The sequence below is a fragment of the Pseudoduganella sp. UC29_106 genome (assembly GCF_044055365.1).
Classification (GTDB): domain Bacteria; phylum Pseudomonadota; class Gammaproteobacteria; order Burkholderiales; family Burkholderiaceae_D; genus Rugamonas.
Window position 1 is genome coordinate 6,951,552 of sequence record NZ_CP171977.1, and the last position, 23,030, is coordinate 6,974,581.

13 protein-coding genes and 5 pseudogenes are annotated in these 23,030 nt (G+C 61.3%); 7 read left to right on the forward strand and 11 right to left on the reverse strand.

What is annotated here, in order from left to right; all coding sequences use genetic code 11:
• Positions 1-226 precede the first annotated feature (226 nt).
• A pseudogene (locus ACHMW6_RS34535) lies at positions 227-935 on the forward strand (5'-methylthioadenosine/adenosylhomocysteine nucleosidase).
• A 62-nt stretch (positions 936-997) separates the two neighbouring features.
• Here the strand turns inward: ACHMW6_RS34535 and putA are convergent.
• Positions 998-4,636, reverse strand: a pseudogene (putA, locus tag ACHMW6_RS34540) (trifunctional transcriptional regulator/proline dehydrogenase/L-glutamate gamma-semialdehyde dehydrogenase).
• 212 nt (positions 4,637-4,848) lie between these two features.
• Between putA and ACHMW6_RS34545 the strand changes: the two are divergent.
• Both ACHMW6_RS34545 and ACHMW6_RS34550 read left to right on the forward strand, forming a co-directional pair.
• Positions 4,849-5,304, forward strand: coding sequence for an Lrp/AsnC ligand binding domain-containing protein (locus ACHMW6_RS34545; RefSeq protein ID WP_395404032.1), 456 nt, complete (start codon positions 4,849-4,851; stop codon positions 5,302-5,304).
• A gap of 153 nt (positions 5,305-5,457) precedes the next feature.
• Entirely contained in the window at positions 5,458-6,888 is a 1,431-nt protein-coding gene (locus tag ACHMW6_RS34550; RefSeq protein ID WP_395408786.1) for a methyl-accepting chemotaxis protein, read from the forward strand.
• 68 nt (positions 6,889-6,956) lie between these two features.
• Here the strand turns inward: ACHMW6_RS34550 and ACHMW6_RS34555 are convergent, their stop codons facing one another.
• Entirely contained in the window at positions 6,957-7,925 is a 969-nt protein-coding gene (locus ACHMW6_RS34555; protein ID WP_395404034.1) for a LysR family transcriptional regulator, read from the reverse strand.
• A 102-nt stretch (positions 7,926-8,027) separates the two neighbouring features.
• Here ACHMW6_RS34555 and ACHMW6_RS34560 point away from each other — a divergent pair, with 102 nt between their 5' ends.
• A complete protein-coding gene (locus tag ACHMW6_RS34560) occupies positions 8,028-8,291 on the forward strand; it encodes a hypothetical protein (RefSeq protein WP_395404036.1) in 264 nt (87 codons plus the stop codon).
• Positions 8,292-8,332: 41 nt separating this feature from the next.
• Here the strand turns inward: ACHMW6_RS34560 and ACHMW6_RS34565 are convergent, their stop codons facing one another.
• The 5 genes from ACHMW6_RS34565 to ACHMW6_RS34585 all read right to left on the reverse strand — a co-directional run bounded on the left by ACHMW6_RS34565 (position 8,333) and on the right by ACHMW6_RS34585 (position 11,420).
• Complete coding sequence (locus ACHMW6_RS34565; protein WP_395404038.1) at positions 8,333-8,938, reverse strand: chalcone isomerase family protein; 606 nt, start codon at positions 8,936-8,938, stop codon at positions 8,333-8,335.
• Positions 8,939-9,054: 116 nt separating this feature from the next.
• Positions 9,055-9,312 carry a YfhL family 4Fe-4S dicluster ferredoxin gene (locus tag ACHMW6_RS34570; RefSeq protein WP_395404040.1) on the reverse strand — a complete coding sequence of 86 codons (258 nt, stop codon included), beginning with the start codon at positions 9,310-9,312 and terminating at the stop codon, positions 9,055-9,057.
• A gap of 12 nt (positions 9,313-9,324) precedes the next feature.
• Positions 9,325-9,816, reverse strand: a complete 492-nt coding sequence (coaD, locus tag ACHMW6_RS34575; protein WP_395404042.1) for a pantetheine-phosphate adenylyltransferase — start codon at positions 9,814-9,816, stop codon at positions 9,325-9,327.
• A gap of 50 nt (positions 9,817-9,866) precedes the next feature.
• A complete protein-coding gene (gene rsmD / locus ACHMW6_RS34580) occupies positions 9,867-10,439 on the reverse strand; it encodes a 16S rRNA (guanine(966)-N(2))-methyltransferase RsmD (RefSeq protein ID WP_395404044.1) in 573 nt (190 codons plus the stop codon).
• A 114-nt stretch (positions 10,440-10,553) separates the two neighbouring features.
• The gene (locus ACHMW6_RS34585; protein WP_395404046.1) at positions 10,554-11,420 is read right to left on the reverse strand and encodes a DUF6279 family lipoprotein; all 867 of its coding nucleotides are present in this window, start codon (positions 11,418-11,420) and stop codon (positions 10,554-10,556) included.
• Between the two features lie 29 nt (positions 11,421-11,449).
• On the opposite strand from ACHMW6_RS34585, the pseudogene glmU reads away from it, so the two are divergent.
• A pseudogene (gene glmU / locus ACHMW6_RS34590) lies at positions 11,450-12,827 on the forward strand (bifunctional UDP-N-acetylglucosamine diphosphorylase/glucosamine-1-phosphate N-acetyltransferase GlmU).
• A 19-nt stretch (positions 12,828-12,846) separates the two neighbouring features.
• On the opposite strand, the gene ACHMW6_RS34595 reads toward glmU, so the two are convergent.
• Both ACHMW6_RS34595 and ACHMW6_RS34600 read right to left on the reverse strand, forming a co-directional pair.
• Positions 12,847-13,374 (reverse strand): ACP phosphodiesterase, encoded by a 528-nt coding sequence (locus ACHMW6_RS34595; RefSeq protein ID WP_395408787.1) that lies wholly within the window; start codon positions 13,372-13,374, stop codon positions 12,847-12,849.
• Between the two features lie 417 nt (positions 13,375-13,791).
• Positions 13,792-14,257 (reverse strand): annotated as a pseudogene (locus ACHMW6_RS34600) (Lrp/AsnC family transcriptional regulator).
• A 129-nt stretch (positions 14,258-14,386) separates the two neighbouring features.
• On the opposite strand from ACHMW6_RS34600, the pseudogene glmS reads away from it, so the two are divergent.
• Together glmS and ACHMW6_RS34610 are read left to right on the forward strand one after the other, a co-directional pair.
• Positions 14,387-16,214, forward strand: a pseudogene (gene glmS, locus ACHMW6_RS34605) (glutamine--fructose-6-phosphate transaminase (isomerizing)).
• Between the two features lie 150 nt (positions 16,215-16,364).
• Positions 16,365-18,929 carry an ATP-binding protein gene (locus tag ACHMW6_RS34610; RefSeq protein WP_395404048.1) on the forward strand — a complete coding sequence of 855 codons (2,565 nt, stop codon included), beginning with the start codon at positions 16,365-16,367 and terminating at the stop codon, positions 18,927-18,929.
• Between the two features lie 23 nt (positions 18,930-18,952).
• On the opposite strand, the gene ACHMW6_RS34615 is transcribed toward ACHMW6_RS34610, so the two are convergent.
• Positions 18,953-20,491 carry a PHA/PHB synthase family protein gene (locus ACHMW6_RS34615; protein WP_395404050.1) on the reverse strand — a complete coding sequence of 513 codons (1,539 nt, stop codon included), beginning with the start codon at positions 20,489-20,491 and terminating at the stop codon, positions 18,953-18,955.
• Positions 20,492-20,681: 190 nt separating this feature from the next.
• Positions 20,682-23,030 (reverse strand): glycoside hydrolase family 31 protein, encoded by a 2,349-nt coding sequence (locus ACHMW6_RS34620; protein WP_395404052.1) that lies wholly within the window; start codon positions 23,028-23,030, stop codon positions 20,682-20,684.

Below are 23,030 nucleotides of genomic sequence, written 5' to 3' on the forward strand. Positions count from 1 at the left end.
CAATGAATATCCACAGGATCGAATGTGCGTAAAACGCCGAATTTTCACACACGGCGAAAATCTGTCCAGAACTCATCCTTCGCCGATACAATGATTGTCCAGCAGGTTTTGCGAATCGTAAACTAATGATTTTGTGGATGTTAACAGCTTTATCCACAGATGATCCCTCGTTTACTATCTACTACCATCCTTATATATACTTTTACCTTATTAAAGGAAAAGTTTTATGCGACTTGGCATCATCTCCGCTCTCGCGGAAGAACAGCAGGGATTGATCGAAGCCATGGAGAGCCCCTACAAGCTCATCCACGGCATGCGTGAGTACACGGCCGGAAATCTCTGGAAAATCGATTCTGTGTGCGTTTTATCGCGAATTGGGAAGGTTGCTGCTGCCATGACAGCTTCAACCCTTGTGGAGAAGTTCGGAGTTACCCACATCATCTTTACCGGAGTCGCTGGAAGCGCCGATTTTGGAGTCCGTGTTGGCGATGTTGTGATCGCTGAAAGCCTGGTTCAGCACGATATCGATGCCAGCCCCTTGTTTCCACGCTTTGAAGTCCCGCTGACGGGCCTGTCGCACCTGCCGACAGACCGCGATCTGGGCCGTAGACTGGGCGCTGCAGCACGTGAATTCCTGGATAACGAAGCCGAAAGCGCGCAACTGCACCGTGGATTGATCGGCAGCGGCGATCAATTCATCACGGATCCGGTAAAACTGGCGGCTTTGAAGGATGCACTGCCTGATTTATTGGCAGTGGAAATGGAGGGAGCGGCTGTCGCCCAGGTCTGTTTTCGAACTGGGCGTGCCGTTTGCGGTGATCAGGACGATTTCCGACAACGCCAATGAGGATGCCGCGACGGATTTCATGCACTTCGTAAAAACCGTCGCGTCCCGTTATGCCTTCGGCATCATCAAAAACTTCTGCGCGGTGTAGGACACCCGCGCAGCGTAGGGCGGATCATTGATCCGCCGTGCCTGCCTTTTGTTGGCTTATGCTCAAGCCTCCAACGTCATCAAGCTGGCATTCCCCCCCGCCGCAGTCGTATTCACGCACAGCGCCCGCTCCGCAACCAGCCTCCACAGCGGAATCTCACCCTCTTCCGTCGTATCGATAACCGAAACCAGGGCGCCGTCGCGTGCCGCCAGCTGCTCGCGCACGCCCGCAGTGAGGCTGGAATCCACCAAAGCGATCTGCACGCCTTCCTGCAGGCCGGTTAAGCCGGTCACCTGCTGAATCGACGCCTTTACCGCGGCCGGCAGGTCCGCAGGCAGCAACGAGCCACCATCCACCACCACCGCCGTATTCCCGGTCGCGAAAGCCGCTGCCAGCTGGTTCATCAACACTTCACGGCTGGCGGCCAGGCAGGCGATCGCTCCGCGCGGCACGTAAGCCAGCGTATTGCGCTCACCAGTCGGGCCTGGCAGGCCGATCACGGAGCCAACCGGCGTGGTGCGCGCGTACGCCTCAACCTGGGTCAGCAGGCGCTGTTTGCCCTGTCCTTTTGCCCAGACTGCCAGTGCATCCGCCGCCCGGAGTAGCCTGGCGCTCGTGGCGTTCGGTCGAAACGACGCCTTTCTGCAAACGCTTAAGGTAAAGCGGACCACCGGCTTTCGGACCAGTGCCGGATTTGCCTTCGCCGCCGAAGGGCTGCACGCCCACCACCGCGCCAACGATGTTGCGGTTCACGTAGATATTGCCCACATGGGCGCGCGAAGTGATGAAATCGATGGTTTCGTCGATGCGCGAATGCACGCCCAGGGTCAGGCCGAAGCCGCTGTTGTTGATCTGGTCGATCACTTTCGGCAAGTCGGAGCGCTTGTAGCGGATCACGTGCATCACCGGGCCGAAGACCTCTTTTCGTCAGCTCATCCAGAGAACCGATTTCCAGCACGGTAGGCGGCACGAAAGTGCCCTGGTCAGCGCCCGGAGCCTGCAGCGAGAAGCTGGCTTTTGCCGACTTCTTCACCTTTTCAATGTGGGACAGCAGGTTTTGCTGCGCTTCTGCGTCAATAACCGGGCCGATATCGGTTACCAGGCGGTCCGGCGAGCCCAGTTTCAACTCCTGCATTGCGCCTTTCAGCATTTTGATCGTCTTGTCGGCGATATCTTCCTGCAGGAAGAGCACGCGCAGCGCCGAGCAACGCTGGCCGGCGGAATCGAAAGCCGAAGAAATCGCGTCGATCACCACCTGTTCCGGCAGCGACGAGGAATCCACGATCATGGCGTTCTGGCCGCCGGTTTCGGCGATCAGCGGAATATCCACATTTTCCGTCGCGGCACGTTTTGCCAGCGTGCGATTGATCAGCTGTGCGACTTCGGTCGAGCCGGTGAAGATCACACCCTTTACGCGGCTGTCGTTGCACAGGCCGGCGCCGACGACTTCGCCGCGGCCCGGCAGGAATTGCAGGGCCGAACGGGGTACGCCAGCCTCGTGCAGAAGCTGCACCGCGCGGTGCGCGATCAGCGGCGTCTGCTCGGCAGGCTTCGCCAGTACCACGTTGCCGGCAGCCAACGCAGCAGCCGCCTGGCCGGTGAAGATCGCCAGCGGGAAGTTCCATGGGCTGATGCAGGTGACCGGACCCAGCGCCAGGGTATTGGTCGACGTACGGGTCTGGGCAGCGTAATAACGCAGGAAGTCGACCGCTTCACGCACTTCGGCGATGGCGTTCGGCAGCGATTTGCCCGCCTCACGGATGGCCAATGCCATCAGTTCCAGCATGTTTTCCTCGAACAGGTCGGCGGCACGGCCCAAGGCGGCGGCGCGTTCCGACGGTTCGGTGGTTTGCCAATCCATCGCGAAATGGCTGGCGCTGGTCAGCGCCGCATCGACGTCGGCAGCGGTCGCTTCAGTGACCTGGCCGACCAGGTCATCCTTGCGTGCTGGATTGACGACCGGCTGGGAAGGTTGGCTGGCAGTGGCTTCGGCCGCCAGCAACGGGCCCGCAGTCCAGCTGCGGGGCTCGGCCAGCACGGCCGACACCTGGCGCAGCACGTCTTCGTTGGAAAGGTCCAGGCCCTTCGAATTCATGCGCTCGGCGCCGAACATTTCCAGCGGCAGCTTGATGGCCGGGTGCGGCGAGCCTTGCAGTTCGCGCGCCACGGCCAGCGGGTTCTGGATCAGGGAGTCCACTGGAATGCTTTCGTCCACGATCTGGTTCACGAAGGACGAGTTTGCGCCGTTTTCCAGCAGGCGGCGCACCAGGTAGGCCAGCAGGGTTTCATGGGAACCGACCGGCGCGTAGATACGGCAAGGCTTGTCCAGCTTGTCGGCGCCGACGACTTGGTCGTACAGGGTTTCGCCCATACCGTGCAGGCATTGGAATTCGTAGCCGCTGATGTTGTCGCGCTTGGCCCAGGTATAGATCATCGACAGGGTTTGGGCGTTATGCGTGGCGAACTGCGGATAAATCACGTCAGTTGCAGCCAGCAGGCGCTGGGCGCAGGCGAGGTAGGAAACGTCGGTGTAGACCTTGCGGGTATAGACCGGATAGCCAGGCATGCCGTCCACCTGGGCGCGCTTGATTTCCGCATCCCAGTAAGCGCCCTTCACCAGGCGCACCATGAATTTGCGGCCGCTGCGCCTGGCCAGGTCAACCAGGTAATCGATGGCGAACGGGCAGCGCTTCTGGTAAGCCTGCACCACGAAGCCGATACCGTCGAAACCGGCCAGCGACGGGTCGAAAGCCATCGCTTCCATCAGGTCCAGCGACAGCTCCAGGCGGTCAGCCTCTTCCGCATCGATGTTCAGGCCGATGTTGTATTCCTTGGCCAGCTTCACCAGCGCAGTCAGGCGCGGCAGCAGTTCGCTCATCACGCGGTCGCGCTGGGCGCGGCTGTAGCGTGGGTGCAGGGCGGACAGTTTCACGGAAATGCCGGGGCCATTGCGGATGCCGCGGCCGTTCGACGCCTTGCCGATCGCGTGAATCGCCTTTTCGTAGGCAGCGTAGTAGTTGGCGGCGTCCGCCTCGGTCAGCGCGGCTTCGCCCAGCATGTCATAAGAGTAGCGGTAGCCGCGGGCTTCATTGTCCTTGCCGTTCTTGATGGCTTCGTCGATGGTCTGGCCGGTTACGAACTGGTTGCCGAGCATGCGCATTGCCAAGTCCACGCCCTTGCGGATCAGCGGCTCGCCGCCCTTGGCGATCAGGCTGGTAATCGCGGCGCCCAGGCCTTCTTCACTGGACGAGCCGACCAGCTTGCCGGTCACCACCAGGCCCCAGGTCGCGGCGTTCACGAACAGCGATGGCGATTCGCCCAGGTGCTTGCGCCAGTCTCCTTTGGAAATCTTGTCAGCGATCAGGCGGTCGGCGGTGGCGTTGTCCGGAATGCGCAGCAGGGCTTCGAGCCAGGCACATCAGCGCGACACCTTCTTCCGAGGACAGCGAGAATTGATGCATTAATGCATCAACGCCGGAAGATCGTGTACGCTTCTCGCGCACGGCGGTCACCAGGCGCTTGGCCAGGTTCTGGGCTTCCAGCGTGGTCTCCGGCGCGCCTTCGCGAATTTGCGAAAGCAACCACTGCACAGCGGATTGCTCATCCTTGCGATAGGCAGCCGTGATGGCTGCGCGCAGCGGCGTCGGGTCGCGCAGGACTTCGCTTTGCAGGGTGCTGAACGGAAGGTCTTTTGGGTGCATGTAAGGACTCTATTAAGAATGGTTTTTGATTAAGCTTTGCACGTACAAAAACACGCCCGGCAAAGCAAGTTTGCGAGGCGTGTCTAGCGGTGCTGCTGATGATTCGATTGTAAGCGGGAATCTTTCGGATTAATTCTGGTATTGCTGGGGGCTAGCAATAGATAGTTTTTGGTGAGAGAATTTGACCAAATAAAATTAACGAGGGGATTTCCATGCTGGACAAGATCAGTAAAAAGATCCTGATGGAGCTGCAAAGTGACGGCCGCATCAGCAATGTGGAGCTTGCTGCGAGAGTGAATCTGTCGCCGGCAGCCTGCCTGGAGCGGGTGCGCAAGCTGCACGAGGCCGGCTACATCATGGGCTATACGGCTCAGCTTAATCCGCAGCTGCTGGATGTGTCATTGCTCGTCTTCATCGAGGTTGTGCTCGACCGCACCACGCCGGAAGTGTTCGATGCCTTCAAACATAGCGTCCAGTTGATCCCCGAAGTGCTGGAATGCCATATGGTGGCCGGCGGTTTTGACTACCTGGTGAAGGCCCGCGTGAAGGACATGGCCGCCTACCGGGAATTCCTTGGAAAAACTTTGTTGCAAAAAGGTGTGCGCGAGACACATACTTACGCTGTGATGGAAGAAGTTAAGAATACGAGCAAGTTGCCGATTAAATAACGATTCCCCAACGGCGACGTGCTCCAGGAGACGGAGGATGCATGAAGCTGTTGCAGCAAAACCGGGGCCTGCTCGCGGCCCTCGTTGCAGGGACTTTGTTGGCTTGGCTGATTCAATGGGCAACCGGAATCGGGCCCGCTATGGACTGCCTTCCTGGCGGCACTCGCGGCCACGGCTGGGGCAGCTTTGGCAGCTCGCAGCAGTGCGGATGACGGCCCCCGCCGCTTTGCCGTCACCGTCGGCAAGGAAATCGACGCCATCATGATCGGCGCCGCCGAAACTTCCTATTTCGTCGATTCCGTCAAAAAGAAAATCGAGCAGGATGTGCAGACCGCCAGCGGCATCGTCAACAGCTCGGACCAGAACGCCCGCACCACCGAACTGATCGCCAATAACGCCGAAAGCGCCTCCCGCGTCGCCCACCAGGTGCGGGAAGAGACCGTGGCGGGGCGCGCGGAAGCTGACCAGGGCCTGTCCCGTATTTCCGCGGCCCGGCGTGATGCCGAAGCGGCTGCCGAGACCATGGCCAGCTTGCAGGAAAAAGCGAAACGCATTTCCGGCTTTACCAACGCCATTTCCGAGATTTCCGCCCGCACTAACCTGCTGGCGCTGAATGCCGCGATCGAAGCGGCCCGCGCCGGCGAACAGGGACGCGGTTTCGCCGTGGTGGCCGGCGAGGTGCGCCAGCTGGCCCAGCGCACCAAGGAAGCCACGGACGAGATAAGCGTGATGGTGCGCGAGATCAATGAGCAGGCGGAAAAGGCCTCACGCGGCATGTCTTCGCTGGCGACGGGCGTGAAGGAGGCGGCGGTGAACGTGGAGCAGGTGCACGGCCTGCTCAGCAATATCGAAGCGTCCTCCAGCGAATCGGAGGCCAAGATCGACGAAATTGCCCACGCTTCGCGCGAGCACGTGGAAACCACCCAGGTGATTGCCGAGGCGATTACCCAGATCCGCGATTCCATGCTCTCCACCGACCGCGATTTGCCGCGCGTGACCGGTTCCGCCATGGCGCTGGCCGAGCGTGCCGAGGTGATGGCTGGCGCGCTGGGTGAGGCCGAGGTGGAAACGCCGCACGACGATATCCGGCGCGCAGCCCAGCAGGCGGCGCGCGAAGTGGGCAAGCTGTTCGAGTCCGCCATCGCGGCCGGAAAGATTACCCGCGAGGCGCTGTTCGATCGCCGCTACGAAGAAATTCCCAACACGAATCCGAGCAAATTCCACACCAAATTCGACCGTTTTACGGACAAGGTATTGCCAGAACTTCAGGAAGGTTTATTGGCCGCCATGCCTCAATTGGCATATGCCGGAGCTGTGGATAACAATGGGTATTTCCCCACCCATAACCGCAAATTCTCCCAGCCACTGACTGGGGACTACGATGTGGATATCATTCACAATCGAACGAAGCGCATCTTCCGTGATCGCACCGGAAAACGCTGCGGATCGAACACCCGGCCCTTCCTTTTGCAGACCTACAAGCGCGACACGGGCGAAGTCATGCACGACCTCTCGGCGCCGATTTATGTTGATGGAAAGCATTGGGGTGGGTTCCGCATAGGATACCGGTCGTCGGCGCATTAAAAACCCACGGCCAAAAGCAAGTGTCAGCCACATCGTGGCTGACACACTAGGTTCACGCCTTGGGTTTTTTAATACGTGTCGCTCTTGGGAGCCGTTCCAGGCGCCGTGCGCGCCGCCACATTATTCATATTCTCCAGATGCCCGCGCAGCCACTTGTGGGCCGGCGAGCGCGCATCGCGCTCATGCCACAGCATGTCCAGGTGCACGGCCGGCAGCTGGAACGGCAATTCCTTATAAACCAGTGCATCCGTCATCCCGGTCGAAGCAATCAAATGCTTCGGCAGCACGGTAATCAGATCCGAATTCGCCACCACGCGGCCGGCCGTGAAGAACTGGTTCACGGTCAGCAGGATGCGGCGCTCGCGCTGCACCTGGGCCAGCGCCTCGTCCACCAGGCCGTGAGCGCGGCCGGAGAAGCTCACCAGCAAATGGTTAGCCGAGCAATAGTTATCCATCGTCAATTCCTGCTTGGCCAGCGGATGGCCGCGGCGCATCACGCACACATATGTACCTGAATACAGCCGCTCGTGGCGGATTGGCGAACTTGGCTCGCTCATCAGCTGGGCTGCCACGCCCGGGAAGAAGCCTACCGCCAGGTCGATATCCCCGCGCAGCAGCATGGGGCGCGGTTCGCGCGTGGTCAGCGGCACCATGCGCACGTTCACGCCCGGCGCCTCGCTTTCGATCGAGCGCATCAGCGAGGGCAGCCAGAAGGCTGCGGTCGCGTCCGCCATCGCCAGGCGGAAGGTTGCATGCGCCTTGGAAACATCGAAAGTGCCGGGTGACACCGCCGATTCCAGCGCCGCCAGCGCGCTGCGCACATGCGGCCACAGCGCCTCGGCGCGCGGCGTCGGCTTCACGCCGTAAGCCGTGCGGATCAGCAAATCGTCCCCCAGGCTTTCGCGCAGGCGCTTGATGGCGTTCGACACCGCCGGCTGGGTCATGGCGAGATGGCCGGCCGCGCGGGTCAGGTTCTGCTCGGTCATGACCGCGTCGAAAACGCGCAGCAGGTTAAGGTCAAGCGTCAGGAAGCTCATGGGTTATTCACGCCAAGAATGATTGTTATGGAGAAACGCAATTGGATTGATATGTTGCGGCGCAGTATAGTTACGATAGATTCTAAATGCAATGAAACACCGATGTCTACCTACATGAACCTGATGGAAATCGTGCACAACTGGCCGCTGGTGATCCTGGCGCTGGCGCTGCTCGTCGTATTCAAGCCTATGCTGTTCGGCATTGCCAAGGCTGCAATGCTTGTCGTTAAGCCAAAATTGACCAAAGAAGAACGCCTGCAGCGCCGCCAGATGCGCGATGCGATGATGCTCAAGCGCATGCTCAACTCGATGGACGGTTCGCCGAGCCACGTCGCCGAACTGCGCGCCCTGGCCTCCCGCGCCTGAGTCTTTAGAGCGCGGCAGAACCCTGCCGCGCCGCAGCAAAATCACTTCTGTTCGCTACCCAGCAGTTTGGGCTTGAGCGAACTGTCCACCGGCTTGTCGCCGATCCAGATCTTCATGATCGCGTTGTAAAAGCCCAGCTCGGGCACGACTTCGCCGATTTTCTTGCCGTTGAGCATGCATTGCGTGCCTACGCCCGGCAGCCAGTCGACGATCAGGACGTCACCCTTTTTCAGGCCCGGAATGGCGCCGAACATCTCGCCGAAGACCTTGGTTTGGGGCAGGTATTTGGTGCGCTCGTCCGCCGAGGTGTTGGCGTTGAGGCCGGCCATAAAAGCGGCGCCGAAATCGTCCGAAGTCAGGTCGCGCATGCTGACGATCTGGATGCGGCGCGGGCCGGCGGCGTTCAGCACATCCTGCACTGTGGATTTCTGCTCCTGCAAGTAAAAGCCCAGCGCATAGACCTTGAAGACGACCTTGGTACGCACGCCGGCGCCGTTCAGCTTCAGTTCCTGGCCGCCGACATTGGCGGTTTCCGCGAATTTCACGCCAGCCACGTCCACGGCGGCCAGCGCGGGCTGGGCAAAGGCGGACGCCAACAGGACAGCGGCGGCCGCGCCCTGCATGATTTTTCTACGGGTGATTGTCATCCTGTCTCCTAAGGGTGTGTTGCGGAAAGCAATATACCACCCTTGGAGTTTAAAACCCGAGGCGTAAGACTGGTGTCTGCCACATCGTGGCAGACACCTGATCCTGGCCGTGGGTTTTAAGCGGCTTTAGCGGCCTGCAAGCGCTCGTATTTCGCGCGCAACTGCTCTTCCGTCTCGCGCCAGGCGGGATTGAAGGGGATGCAGGCGACCGGGCACACTTGCTGGCACTGGGGCTCATTGAAGTGGCCCACGCACTCGGTGCACTTGTTCGGATCGATTTCGTAAATTTCCGGGCCCATGTAGATCGCGTCGTTCGGGCACTCGGGCTCGCACACGTCGCAATTGATACAGTCGTCGGTAATCATCAAAGCCATGGCAATACTCGCTTATTCACCGCGGTTGGCTGCGATCTTCTTGCGAAGCCAGCGGTCCACCGACGGGAAGACAAACTTGGATACATCGCCGCCCAGCTCGGCAATCTCGCGCACGATGGTGCCGGAGATAAACTGATACTGGTCGGAGGGGGTGAGGAACAGGGTTTCCACGTCCGGCAGCATATAGCGGTTCATGCCCGCCATCTGGAACTCGAATTCGAAGTCGGACACGGCGCGCAGGCCACGCACGATCACGCGGGCATCGTGCTCGCGCACGAAATCCTTCAGCAGCCCGGAGAAGCTCTGCACTTCGACGTTCGGATAATGGCCAAGCACTTCGTTGGCGATCTCCAGCCGTTCCTGGACGGTGAAGAAGGGACGCTTGTTCTTGCTGTCGGCCACGCCGACGATGAGCTTGTCGAACAGGCCGGACGCGCGGCGCACCAGATCTTCGTGGCCACGGGTCAGCGGGTCGAACGTCCCTGGATAAACTGCTACAACCATTACGGCTCCCTGCTTAAAAGCACCAATCAGGTGCGCATTATGCCTGAAAATCAGGCAGCTGCCCGGAGCAGGTGGTAGTAAACCATCCCTGCCTTGTCCGAACGGATCACTTCCCAGCCTTCCGGCGCCTCGACCGGAGCGTCTGATTCAGCATAGACGAGCCCGTCTTCCTTCACTAATTGTAGGCACACCGGCAGGCTACGGCTAAGTAAATCCAGGTTATAGGGCGGATCGAGGAAGATCAGGTCGAATTTCTCGCCCCGCGCGGCCATCGACTGGGCGGACGCGAGGGCGTCGCCGCGCACGATGCGGACGGCTTCGGCCTTGAGCCTGTCCTTGATGGTTTCCAGCTGACGGATCACCGCGCTGTTGGCGTCGATCATTGTGACGCTGGCCGCGCCACGGCTGGCGGCCTCGAAGCCGAGCGCCCCGGAGCCGGCAAACAGGTCCAGCACGCGGGCTTCGGACCAGGCGCCATCGCGCAGGTGGTTCAGCCAATTGAATATCGTTTCGCGGACGCGGTCCGGAGTCGGCCGCAAGCCCAGCGCATCGAGCACCGGCAGCGGCGTGCGTTTCCAGGCGCCGCCAATGATGCGCACTTGTTGGGGTTTCTTCTTTTGCATGGCGGTATTATCGCCGAAACCCGGAACCCCTAGTGTCAGCCACGTTGTGGCAGACACTTAGTTGGCGCCAACCCAGGGTCTGGCACACCGCGCCTGACACTAGCTTTTACCGGTTTAACGCTGCTCCGCCGCCAGCGTACTAAAGTCCTTGATCCACCCCGCCATTCGCTTCTGCGCATGCTCCTTCTGCTGAGGCGTTGAAATCCTGATGACCGTATGCACCAGCTCCACCGTGCTATTGGTATAAGTATCAAAGAACGGCTTGCGCTGGCCCTGATCCATCCTCTCGAAGCTTTGCCGGATCAGGTCATTGATCCACCCCACCGCCACCTCCTTCGAAGGCTTCTCCTGCATGATGCGCCGCGCCAGGCTGAGAATATTGCGCTGGCGGCGCATCCGTTCATCCAGCCAGAGCCCGTTATCCAGCGGACGCGCATCCGAAGCCCGGCGAATCGCCGCCTCCTGCTCGCGTGAAAAGCCGCCGAACCACAGCTCGAACTGCTCCATCGACTTCTTGTAGCGGAACTTGTTCTGCTCTTCCGCATCCCCGCGCATATTCTCGCGGCGGAACTTGGAATTATTCTTGGTGAACTTCTTCTCCATCTGTTCCAGCTGCTCCGGCTTCAGCGAGAGCGCCAGCTCGGCGATATCGGGCGCCGCCTTGGTCAGCAGGGCCTGCGTGCGGCGGCGCACGTCCTGGTAGTCGGCCAGCAGGTCGGCCGGCGTGGGGTTCCCCTTCAGTTGCTGCTGGGCGTGCTGCAGCACCTGCGCATAATCCTGCAACTGGGTCTTGCGGTGCCAGCGGAAGAGGTCATCAATATCCTGTTTGACTTCAGCCTTTTGTTCGCTGTCGAAATCAATATAGGCATCGAGCCACCAGTAAAGCAGCGTGTCGCCGTTGTTATACGCGAGACGCAAAGAGCTGCAGGCGGCGAGAAGAAGTGCAAAAGCCACCACGATGCACGTGTTAAACTTTTTCATCTTTATCAACCCACAAGAAACCACGGTCTATGAACGTCGTTATCCTCGCCGCAGGCATGGGCAAGCGCATGCAATCCGCGCTGCCAAAAGTACTTCACCCGCTGGCAGGCAAGCCGCTGTTGTCGCATGTTATTGAAACGGCACGCAGCCTTTCTCCAGCCAAATTATGCGTCGTTTTACGGGCATGGCGGCGCAGCGGTGCTGGCCTCGCTGGGCAAATACATGATGATGGGCGGCACGACCATCCTGTCCGCCCTGCAGGAACAGCAACTGGGCACGGGCCACGCCGTGATGCAGGCCCTGCCTCATCTCGACGATGACGTGCCGACCCTGGTGCTGTACGGCGACGTGCCGCTGACGACGGACGACTCCCTGCGCCGCCTGGCAGACGCCGCTGGCAGCGACAAGCTCGGCATCCTGACCGTGGTGCAGGACGATCCCTATGGCCTCGGCCGCATCGTCCGCCACGGCGGCGCCATCAAGCGCATCGTGGAAGAAAAGGACGCCACTGAAGCCGAGCGCATGATCAAGGAAATCAATTCCGGCATCATGATCATCCCGACCCGCAAGCTGAAGCAGTGGCTGGGCGCACTGGGGAATGAGAATGCCCAGGGCGAGTACTACCTGACGGACATCGTCGCGATGGCGGTGGAAGAAGGCGTGCAGGTCGTGTCCGCCCATCCGGGGGCGCAGTGGGAAGTGCTGGGCGTGAACAGCAAGGTGCAGCTGGCCCAGCTGGAACGCATCCACCAGTCCAATATCGCCAACGCCCTGCTGGAAAAAGGCGTCACGCTGGCCGACCCGTCGCGCATCGACGTCCGTGGCGAGCTGGTGTGTGGCCGCGACGTGAGCATCGATGTCGGCTGCGTCTTCGAAGGCAAGGTCGTGCTGGCGGACGGCGTGACCATCGGCGCCAACAGTGTGCTGATCAACGCCACCATCGAAGCCGGCGCCAACATCAAGCCCTTCTGCCATATCGAAGACGCCAAGGTCGGCCCCTCGTCGCAGATCGGCCCCTACGCCCGCCTGCGCCCCGGCACCGAGCTGGGCGAGGACGTCCACATCGGCAATTTCGTGGAAGTGAAGAACAGCCAGGTCGCCGCGCACAGCAAGGCCAACCACCTCGCCTACGTGGGCGACGCCACCGTCGGCTCGCGTGTGAACATCGGTGCCGGTACCATCACCTGCAATTACGATGGCGCCAACAAGTTCCGCACCGTCATCGAAGACGACGCCTTCATCGGCAGCGACAGCCAGCTGGTCGCCCCTGTGACGATCGGCGCCGGCGCCACCATCGGCGCTGGCACCACCCTCACCAAGGACGCCCCCGCCGGCAAGCTCACCATCAGCCGCCCGAAGCAGCTGACAGTCGAAGGCTGGAAGCGCCCCGTCAAAGTAAAAAAATAAAGGGGCCAGGCACGAAACGTTACACGGCCTCTGCCATCAACTCGCTACGCCGGTCGCCGGCGTAGCGCACCAGCTGCGGGAAGAATTCCTCAAAGCCCTCGGCCATGGCGGCATAGTGCACGCGCACGTCCGCCAGCCCCTCACGCAGCAGCTCGCCATTGCGGCTCAGTCGCTGCGAGATGCGCGTCACCGCCCTCTCCACACCTTCCAGCTCGGAATAACTGCCCAGCCAATCCTGCTGCACGATGCGCGGCGCGATCAGACGCAACTTTTCCGGCAGCATCTCCTGATGGGCCAACAGCGCGCGGTAAAAGCGCTGGATGAATTCCGTCCTGTGGATATCGCAGAAGTTATCCCAGCGCTGGCTCAGCAGATGATCATAGAGCACATCCAGCACGATGCCGGCATAGCGCCGGCGCCCCTCGCCGAACAGCTGCACGGACGAGCGGAACAAGGGATGGCTATCGGTATAGCTGTCGATATTGCGATGCAGAGTGATTTCCCGCGCGATTTCAGCGGGATAGTTCCGCACATCGTTCGCCTTCACGAAATCTCCCAGCATGGCCCCGATCATGGCCGCGTCGCTCTGGCGGGCCAGCAGGATATGCGCGAGATAGTTCATGTGGGCATTCTAGACGGCTGTGGATAATCATGTGTAAAACCATGCTCAACAGTGTTTGACAAGCACGGTATAAGCGCTGGACAGAATCTGGATAAGCCGGAAGTGGTACGGTCCGCTTATCCTCAGCCCCTGTCCTGTCACTGTTTTCTGTCGTGGCTGTGGAAAAGCCTGTGCATACCAGTCTCACAACTTCGGATAACTTTAAAATGTGGATAAAGCTGTGATCAAGCAAGCGGAAAAGCCGTGAAAAGCCCGTGGGAAACGCGGGAAAACTGCCTCCCGGCGCCAGCCCGATGTGGAAAACAGTGTGGAAAAGCCGGTGAATAGCAGCGTACAACTGTTTCAGATGGCGATTCTGGTCTCGAACTTGCTCCGGAATGTGGAGAAGTAGGCTTTTACGTTGCGCACATTGGTCCGGGGTGGCGAACAAGCGATGGGCCAGCGCATGGTAGGCTGGCATATCCGCCACCTGCACGATCAGCACGAAATCCGGACCGGGCGACACGCGATAGCACTGCAGCACGGCCTCCTCGCCGGCCACATGCGCTTCGAACTCGGCCATGCGGTCGGACGCCTGCACATCCAGCGTGATTTCCACAATCGCGGTCAGCCGCACACCCACCTTGTCCGGCGACACGATGGCCACCTGGCGTTCGATCACGCCGCTTTCAGTCAGGTGTTTGACCCGGCGCAAGCAGGTCGGCGCCGAAACGTGTACCGTTTGGGCCAGTTCGGCATTGGTCTGCGAGGCGTCCTGTTGTAAAGCGTTCAATATGCGACGATCTATTTCGTCAAATTCTGCGTTCATTTGAAAGAATATTTCATAAGTCATAGGTGATGAAATATTCTGTCACGCACGGTTGAACAAAGAAAGCATATTTCGCATGCACTGCTCTAGGATGGCTCCATTAACTTTCTTTTACGAACTGAGGCTTATATGTGCGGCATTGTCGGCGCAGTAGCGCAACGCAATATCACTCCTATCCTGCTGGAAGGCCTGAACGCCTGGAATATCGCGGCTATGATTCCTGCGGCGTCGCCCTGCATGTGGACGGCGCCCTGCAGCGCTCGCGCAGCACCTCGCGCGTGGCGGACCTCGAAAAACAGATCAACGAAGTGGGCCTGCAAGGCTTCACCGGCATCGCCCACACCCGCTGGGCCACCCACGGCGCCCCGGCGTCGCACAACGCCCACCCGCACTTCTCCCCGAGCTCGGAGAACGCCCGCATCGCCCTCGTGCACAACGGCATCATCGAAAATCATGACGAGCTGCGCGCCGAGTTGACCAAGCTGGGCTATGTCTTCCAAAGCCAGACCGATACCGAAGTGATCGCCCACCTGGTCGATCACATGTACAACGGCGACCTGTTCGAAACCGTGCAGCAAGCCGTCAAGCGCCTGCATGGCGCCTACGCGATCGCCGTGTTCTGCCGGGAAGAGCCGCACCGCGTAGTGGCAGCGCGCCAGGGCTCGCCGCTGATCGTCGGCCTCGGCCAGGGCGAAAACTTCGTCGCTTCGGACGCGATGGCGCTGGCCGGCACCACCGACCAGATCATCTACCTGGAAGAAGGCGACGTGGTCGACCTGCAGCTGGGCCGCACCTGGATCGTGGACGTGCACGGCCGCCAGGTCACGCGCGAAGTGAAAACGGTGCACGCCCACACCGGCGCCGCCGAGCTGGGCCCTTACCGCCATTACATGCAGAAGGAAATCTTCGAGCAGCCGCGCGTGGTTGGCGACACGCTGGAAGGCGTGACCGGCGTGATGCCCAGCTCTTCGGCGACGGCGCCTACAAGGTCTTCAAGCAGATCGACCGCGTGCTGATCCTCGCTTGCGGCACGTCGTACTACGCCGGCCTGACTGCCAAATACTGGATCGAATCGATCGCCAAGCTGCCGGTGAACGTGGAAATCGCGTCCGAATACCGCTACCGCGACAGCGTGCCGCACCCGAACACGCTGGTGGTCACGATCTCCCAGTCAGGTGAAACGGCCGACACCATCGCCGCGCTGAAGCACGCCCGCGAGCTGGGCATGGAGCACACGCTGACCATCTGCAACGTAGCCACCAGCGCCATGGTGCGCGAGTGCAAGCTGGCCTACATCACCCGCGCCGGCGTGGAAGTTGGCGTCGCGTCCACCAAGGCCTTCACTACCCAGCTGGCCGCGCTCTTCCTGCTCACGCTGAGCCTGGCGCAAGTGAACGGCCGGCTGACCGACGAGCAGGAAGCGTCGCACCTGAAAGCGATGCGCCACCTGCCATCCGCCATCGCCTCTGTGCTGGCGCTGGAGCCGCAAATCATCGCCTGGGCTGAAGAGTTCGCCCGCAAGGAAAACGCGCTCTTCCTCGGCCGCGGCATGCATTACCCGATCGCCCTGGAAGGCGCGCTGAAGCTGAAGGAGATTTCGTACATCCACGCTGAAGCCTACCCGGCAGGCGAGCTGAAACACGGCCCGCTGGCGCTGGTGACGGAAGAAATGCCGGTGGTCACCATCGCGCCGAACGATGCGCTGATCGAAAAGCTGAAGTCCAATATGCAGGAAGTCCGCGCCCGCGGCGGCCAGCTCTACGTCTTCGCCGACGTCGACTCCCGCATCACCTCCGGCGACGGCGTCCACGTGATTCGCCTGCCCGAGCACTACGGTCACCTGTCCCCCATCCTGCACGTGGTCTCGCTGCAGCTGCTAGCCTACCACTCCGCTCTGGCACGCGGCACGGACGTCGATAAGCCTCGCAACCTCGCCAAGTCAGTAACCGTCGAGTAATCCGAACAGGGCCAGTCAGCGCTCCCCGCGCTGACTCGGCTTAAGCCCACAGCCAAGGGCTGGCCGCAAAAGCAAGGCAGAGGCAACTTCTCGGTGTATGCTGGCAACATCGATACATGACTTCATGTCTAAGAAACCATTGATCTGCACATGAATCAGCCGGCCTCCCGCACGATGTTGATAAGTTATTATTTGATAACTTTCCTGTTGTTGCTCACCCCTACATTATTGATCTGGCAGCACTTCGGCATGACCCGGATCATCGAGATTTCGCCCCGCGAACCGCACGGCGCAAGGGTCACCGATGACAGTCAGGACAACAACGGCGACTCAGCCTCATCGCTCGTTGTCAGCAAGGATGCGATCACCATGCACTGCAAGCTGGGCCGGGCCGCTCCCTACCCATTTTGCAAACTGCAATTTCTGTTGGGCGCCGCCGGCAAAGGAGTGGACCTTTCCAGGTTTGACTCGATCGTGTTCGAGATGCGCTATCCGGAGACATCCCCGCAATATATCAAGCTCCACCTCATGAATTTTGAACCGGAATTTTCCACGGTTGGAGAGTGGAACTCGCAGCGGTTCAACGAGGCCGAAATTGAACCCGCCGGCCAGCCCACTTTGACGATTCCTTTCAATGTGCTGCGCACTGCGGACTGGTGGCGCGGCACACGGAAAATACCGCTGTCCAAGAGCTACGCCAGGTTTGATAACGTGACGGCTATAGAGATTTCGACGGGAGCTATAGCGCCCGGCCAGCTGGTCACAATCGAGGTGCGCTCGATCCAGTTGCGTGGAAAATGGATCTCACAGGCGAAACTCCTCATGTATCTGGTTTCCGCGTGGATTGCATTCGGCATTCTCGGGCTGTTAAACATGCAAACGCGCACCGCCCAGCTGCGCCGGCAAACCCGGTATCTGCGCACGTTGATCGACACGCTGCCGCTGCTGGTCTGGCTCAAGGATACGAGCTCGCGCTACCTAGCGGTCAACCAGGCGGAAGCCGCGGCGTGCGGTCGAAGCGTCGACGAGATGGTAGGCAAGTCGGACCAGGAATTGTGGCCGCCCGAGTTGGCAGGACCCTATCACGCCAAGGACAACGAAGTGATCACGACGCGCGAACGCGCAACCGTGGAACAGGCGATCGAAGGCGCGAACGGTCTGGTGTGGATGGAAACTTATCGGGCTCCCGTGCTGGACGAGGACGGCACGCTGCTGGGCATGGTGGGAGTATCGCGCAACATCAGCGAGCGCAAGGCGGCGGAGGCGGCGCGGGAAAAGGCGCTGGCCGAAGCGGTGCGGCTGGCGCGCCTGCGCAGCGACTTCCTGGCGCAGATGAGCCACGAATTGCGCACCCCGCTGAATGCCATTCTCGGCTATGCGCAAATCCTGCAGCGGGAGCCGCAGTTGCCGAAGCGGCAGGCGGTGGGCCTGGCGACCATCCACGAAAGCGGCCAGCACCTGCTCACCCTCATCAACGACATCCTGGACCTGGCGCGTGTCGAGGCCGGCAAGCTCTGTCTGCAGGCGACCGATATCGATCTTTCCAACTTTCTTCGCATCGTCGACGACATCATTCGTGTGAAGGCAGAGGAGAAAAGCCTGTCCTTCGAGCTCCGCGCCTCGCCCGAACTGCCCGCCGCGGTAAGCGTGGACGACAAACGCTTACGCCAGATACTGCTCAACCTCCTGGGCAATGCGGTGAAGTTCACCGATCGCGGCGGAATTGTTCTTGGCGTACAGCGCGTTGCGACTGCAGTGAACGGCCAAACCACGGTCCGGCTGCGCTTCGAAGTGGAGGACAGCGGTATCGGTATGAGCGAGGAACAGCTTTCGCGCATCTTCCTGCCGTTTGAACAGGTGAGCGATGTGAGACGGCGCGAGGCCGGAACCGGATTGGGCCTGGCCATCAGCCACCAGCTCATCCGGCTTATGGGCGGAGATATCCATGTACGCAGCGTGTTGGGCAAGGGAAGCCTGTTCTGGTTCGAGCTGGATCTGCCGCTTGCCGAGCCCCTGCTTACCGAGCTGTCGGCACAGGCGCCGATCCTTGGTCATGAAGGTCCGGGCAAGAAAATACTGGTCGTTGATGACGTGGCGCACAACCGCGCCATGCTGATCGAAGCCTTGCAACCGCTCGGCTTCGACGTCCACGACGCGAAGAATGGTGAGGAATGCCTGGAAATGCTCGACGCTGTCCGCCCTGATCTTATCGTGATGGATGTCATGATGCCGGTCATGGATGGACGGGACGCGACGCGCAGGATACGCGCCATGCCGGAGTTCGCCGGAATCCCCATCATCATCGTGACGGCCAGTGCCAGCCGCGAAGATGAGACGAAGAATCTGGAAGCGGGCGCCAACGCCTTCATTCCCAAACCCATAGAACTTCCTGTGCTGCTGAAAACCATCGGCAAGCTTTTGTCACTGACCTGGATTCACGACAAAGCTAAGCGGGACAGCGCGGAAGAGCCGGCGGAGCTCGTCGCACCGCCGGCACACGAAATCGAGACGCTTTACCGGCTGGCCAGGCTCGGCAACATGGGCATGCTCAGGGAGCGCGCCGATTACCTGAAACAGCTGGACCAGCGTTACATTCCCTTCGCCTCGCGGCTGCGGCAGCTGGCGGACAGCTACCAGTCCAAGGCAATCATGGCCCTGGTGGAGCGGTATCGTACGAGTCCGGAAGTAACGCGGACGGAAAGCCCGCCAGGCTGATGAGCCTCGGTGAGGCAACGGGCTCAGCGCTCCAGTACGTACTTCCCGGGCGCCGCATCCAGCCACGGGAAGTGGGCGTGCGCCTCAGCCGACGGCTGGCGCCAGCTGCCGCAGCGCTGTGCCAGCCAGGCGTCCCAGTCGCTCCACCAGGAACCCTTTACAGGAGTCTGCAGCGCGCGCCAGGACTTGGCATCGCGGTCCTTCACCAGCTCATCCGACCAGAATTGCTGGTTGTGGTTGCCGCCCGGCGGGTTGACGATGCCCAGGATGTGGCCGGAGGCGGTCAGCGTGTAGCGCACGGGGCCGCCGCTGAGGGCGGCGCTCTTGTAGGTGCTGCGCCATGGCGTGATGTGGTCGGCTACGGCGCCGACGGCGTACAGGGGCTGCTTGATGCGCCCGAGGTCGATCGGCTCCCCGCGCAGGGTCAGGCCATCTGCCTTCGCCAGCTTGTTGCCGAGATAAAGCTCGCGCAGCAGGAAGTTCTGCGTCGCGCGCGGCTGGCGGGTGCCGTCGGCGTTCCAGGCCAGCGGCGCCAGCGCGGGCGCCGCTTCGCCGTACAGGTATTTGTGCACCACGTAGCGCCAGATCTGCGTGTTCGGGCGCAACATGCGGAAGCTCCAGCCGATCTGCATATTGTTGAGAAAGCCCTGGCGCTGCATCAGGCTGCCCAGCATGGCCACGCTTTCCTCGCTGATCAGGCTGGCGATATCGCCTGGCTTGGAGAAGTCCATCAGCGTTGCCAGCAGTGTCCAGTGCGCGATGGGCATGTCCGATGTCCGCTCGCGGTTCAGCCAGGCCATCAGCGCCGACAGCGCGGTGCCGCCGATGCAGTAGCCTACGGCATGGACCTGCGGCACGCCGGCGATCTGCCGCGCCGCTTCCACCGCCGCCAGGATTCCTTCGAACAGATGGTCCTCGAAGGTCGCGCCCGCCAACTCGGAACCGGGATTGCGCCAGCTGATAATAAACACATCGAAGCCACGTTCGACCAGGTGGCGCACCATGCTTTGCTTCGCCGTCAGGTCGAGGATGTAGTACTTGTTGATCCACGGCGGCACCACTACCACGGGTATGGTGTGGACCTGCTTGCGCACGGGCGTGTATTGGATCAATTCCATCATCCTGTTACGCAGCACAACACGGCCAGGCGTACCCGCCAGTTCGCGGCCCAGCTCGAAGCCGCTGCTGTCCACCATGCGCAGGTCGCCGGCCAGCAAATCGTGCCACCACTCTTCCATGCCGCGGCGCAGGCTGCCGCCGGCGGTTTCGAAAGCATGCTGCAGCGCTTCCGGGTTCGTCAGCAGGAAGTTGCTCGGCGACACCGCATTGCACCAGTGGCGTAGCCAGAACGCCGCGCTGCGGCTATCCCGGTCATCAACGCCAGGCGTGTCGTACACCAGACGCTCCAGCGTTCGGGTTACCGCCAGGTACTGTTGCATCAGGCCGTGGAAGTAAGGATTCTCGTGCCAGGCGATATGCGTGAAGCGGTCGTCACCTCGGCCGCTTCTGCGAGCGGCGCAGGCATAGCCGAGGCCCAGGTAATCGTGGCCATTTCCTGCCACGCCCGGGCCAGTTCGAAGGGGTGGCCCAGCCAGGCGGCGGCCACGTTGACGAATGGATTCGGCATTAGTTGAGTATAAGCCCAGCAGCCGGCTGCGCGCGTTGTATCGCGCTACTTAAACAACGCCGCAGCAACGCTGCAGTTGGACATGGTGAGCACCCTGCTGCACCTGGCGTTGAAAAGGTGCCCAGCTAGCGGCAGTCCGGCAACTCCACAGTGACGGCGGCGCCCGTGTACTGGACGCTGCGCGCAGGTGCGCCTGGCGCCGTTCCGCAGGCCACCCGATAAGCCTGGGCGGTGGGCATGCCCGGATACTGGCCCTTGCGCCCGCCCAACGTCAGGCTGTGGCGGCCTTCGTCCCAGCTGAGGGCGACGCTGGCGTAACGGCCCTGTTCATAGCCGTAGCCGTCACCCTCGTCGTCGTAGAGAACGAAGCTGCCGTCGCGGCCGGGATAAACGCGCAGCTCGATGGGTTCGGTGCTTGGCTGGTCCGCGTACTGCTTCACGGGACCGAGCGGCAGGATGCTGCCCGCGCGAACGAAGAGCGGAATCGTCTCCAGCGGTGCGGTTGCGGCGATCACGCGGCCGCCGGTGGACTGCTTGCCGGTCCAGAAGTCATACCAGGTTTCCTTGCCGGGCAGGTAGACGGTACGTACGTCCGCCGAAGGCTGCGTGACGGGAGCGACCATCAATGACTTGCCGAACAGGTATTGATCGGCCACGCCGAGGGCCGCACGGTCGCTGCGGAAATCCATCGCCAGCGGACGCATCATCGTGCCCGCATTGCGCGTTACGTCCCAGGACAGCGAATAGATGTAGGGCAGCAGCCGGTAGCGCAGCTTGTCGTAATCGACCAGGATTTTCTGCGTGCGGTCATCAAACTGCCAGATCTCCTTGCCCTCGCCGGTACCATGCACGCGGAACATCGGATTGAACACGCCGAACTGGTACCAGCGCACGAACAGTTCCGCATAGGCCGGATCGCTGGGTTTGCCGCCGAAGAAGCCGCCAATGTCGGCCGACCAGTACGGAATGCCGCTGATGCTGAAGTTCAGCGCGGCCGGCACCTGGCGGCGGAAAACGTCCCAGTTGCCGCCGGTGTCACCGGACCAGGTAATCGCTGCGTGCCGCTGCTGGCCGGCGTAAGCGGAACGCGTGAGGATGAAAGCGCGCTTTTCCGGCATGTCGCGCCTCATGCCTTCATAGACGGCCTTGGTATGGAACAGGGGATAGGCGTTGTAGACTTCGGCGCCCGGACCTTGTCCCGTCTTCACTTCGCGCAACTGGCCCCAGGCGCCGCCCAGTTCGGCTTCGCTGGCGTCCAGCCACCAGCCATCGAATCCCAGCTTGCCCAGGCGGTTCATCACCTGTCGCCAGTAGATGGAGCGGCCTGTCTCCGAGAAGGCGTCATACCAGCGGCCTTCGCCGGCCGGATAGACGTTCTGGTACACCTTGGGATACATGGCGCCCGCGCGGTCCAGTTCCGCCGTTGTATCCAGGCCCAGGTCGAAGCGCGCCCATACCGAGATGATCGAGTGCACGTTCCTGTCATGCAGATCCTTCACCATGGCGGCCGGATCCGGATAGCGCGTGCGGTCGAACTGGTGGCTGCCCCAGGACTTCGGCGCCCAGTATTGCCAGTCCTGCACAATAGCGTCCAGCGGCACCTGCATGGCGCGGTAGCGCGAAGCGACGGACAGCATTTCCTCCTGAGTGGCGTAGCGCTCCTTCGATTGCCACAGGCCCCAGGTCCAGCGCGCCATCATGGGCGCGTCCCCCGTCAGCGCACGGTAGCCGGTCACCACGTCGTCGAGCTCCGGGCCGTAGATGAAGTGGTAGTCGATGCCGCTGCCCGCTTCCGAGCGGATCACCTGCTGGGACGCCGTCTGCGGCAGGTCGACATCCACCCGCGTCACTGAGGCATTGTTCCAGAGCACACCGTAGCCATCGGACGAAACCAGCATCGGCACGCCCACATCGAGATTCGCCTGCTGCAGCAACACGCTGTTGCCGCTGTAGTCGAGCAGCCCTCCCTGGTGCTGGCCCAGGCCATAGATAGCGCCGCCATGGGAGAAGGTTTGCGATACCCCGCCGCCTTTCGCCGTCGGCAGGACGCGGGCCTGCGGGCCGGCTTCTTCCATGATCGTCTTGCCGTCCTTGCCCTCAAAAGCGAGCGTGGCCTTGGCCTTGTCGATGCGCACCGAGAATGCGGACGTGGATAGCATGTAAGCCTCGGCACTCTCCGTCAGCTCCCAGTTCACGGCACGCGGCTTGCCGATCACGGCGGCGTTCCAGGAGCCCGGCCAGTCGGCGCGGCGGTGGAAGCGCACATGCACGATGCGGTCGGACCAAGGCTCGATCTTGAGCACGCCCTGTGCGGTGCGCAGCGTGATGCCTGCCGGCGACCTGGACATGCCGGTAATAGCTGCGGAAGCCGTGGCGGTAGTGTGTGCGCTATCCGCTGCGAACGCGCCGCCCATGCAAGCCAGGGCGACACAGAGGACGGACGTGCGCAATCCCTCGCGTGGTGTGAAGTGCAT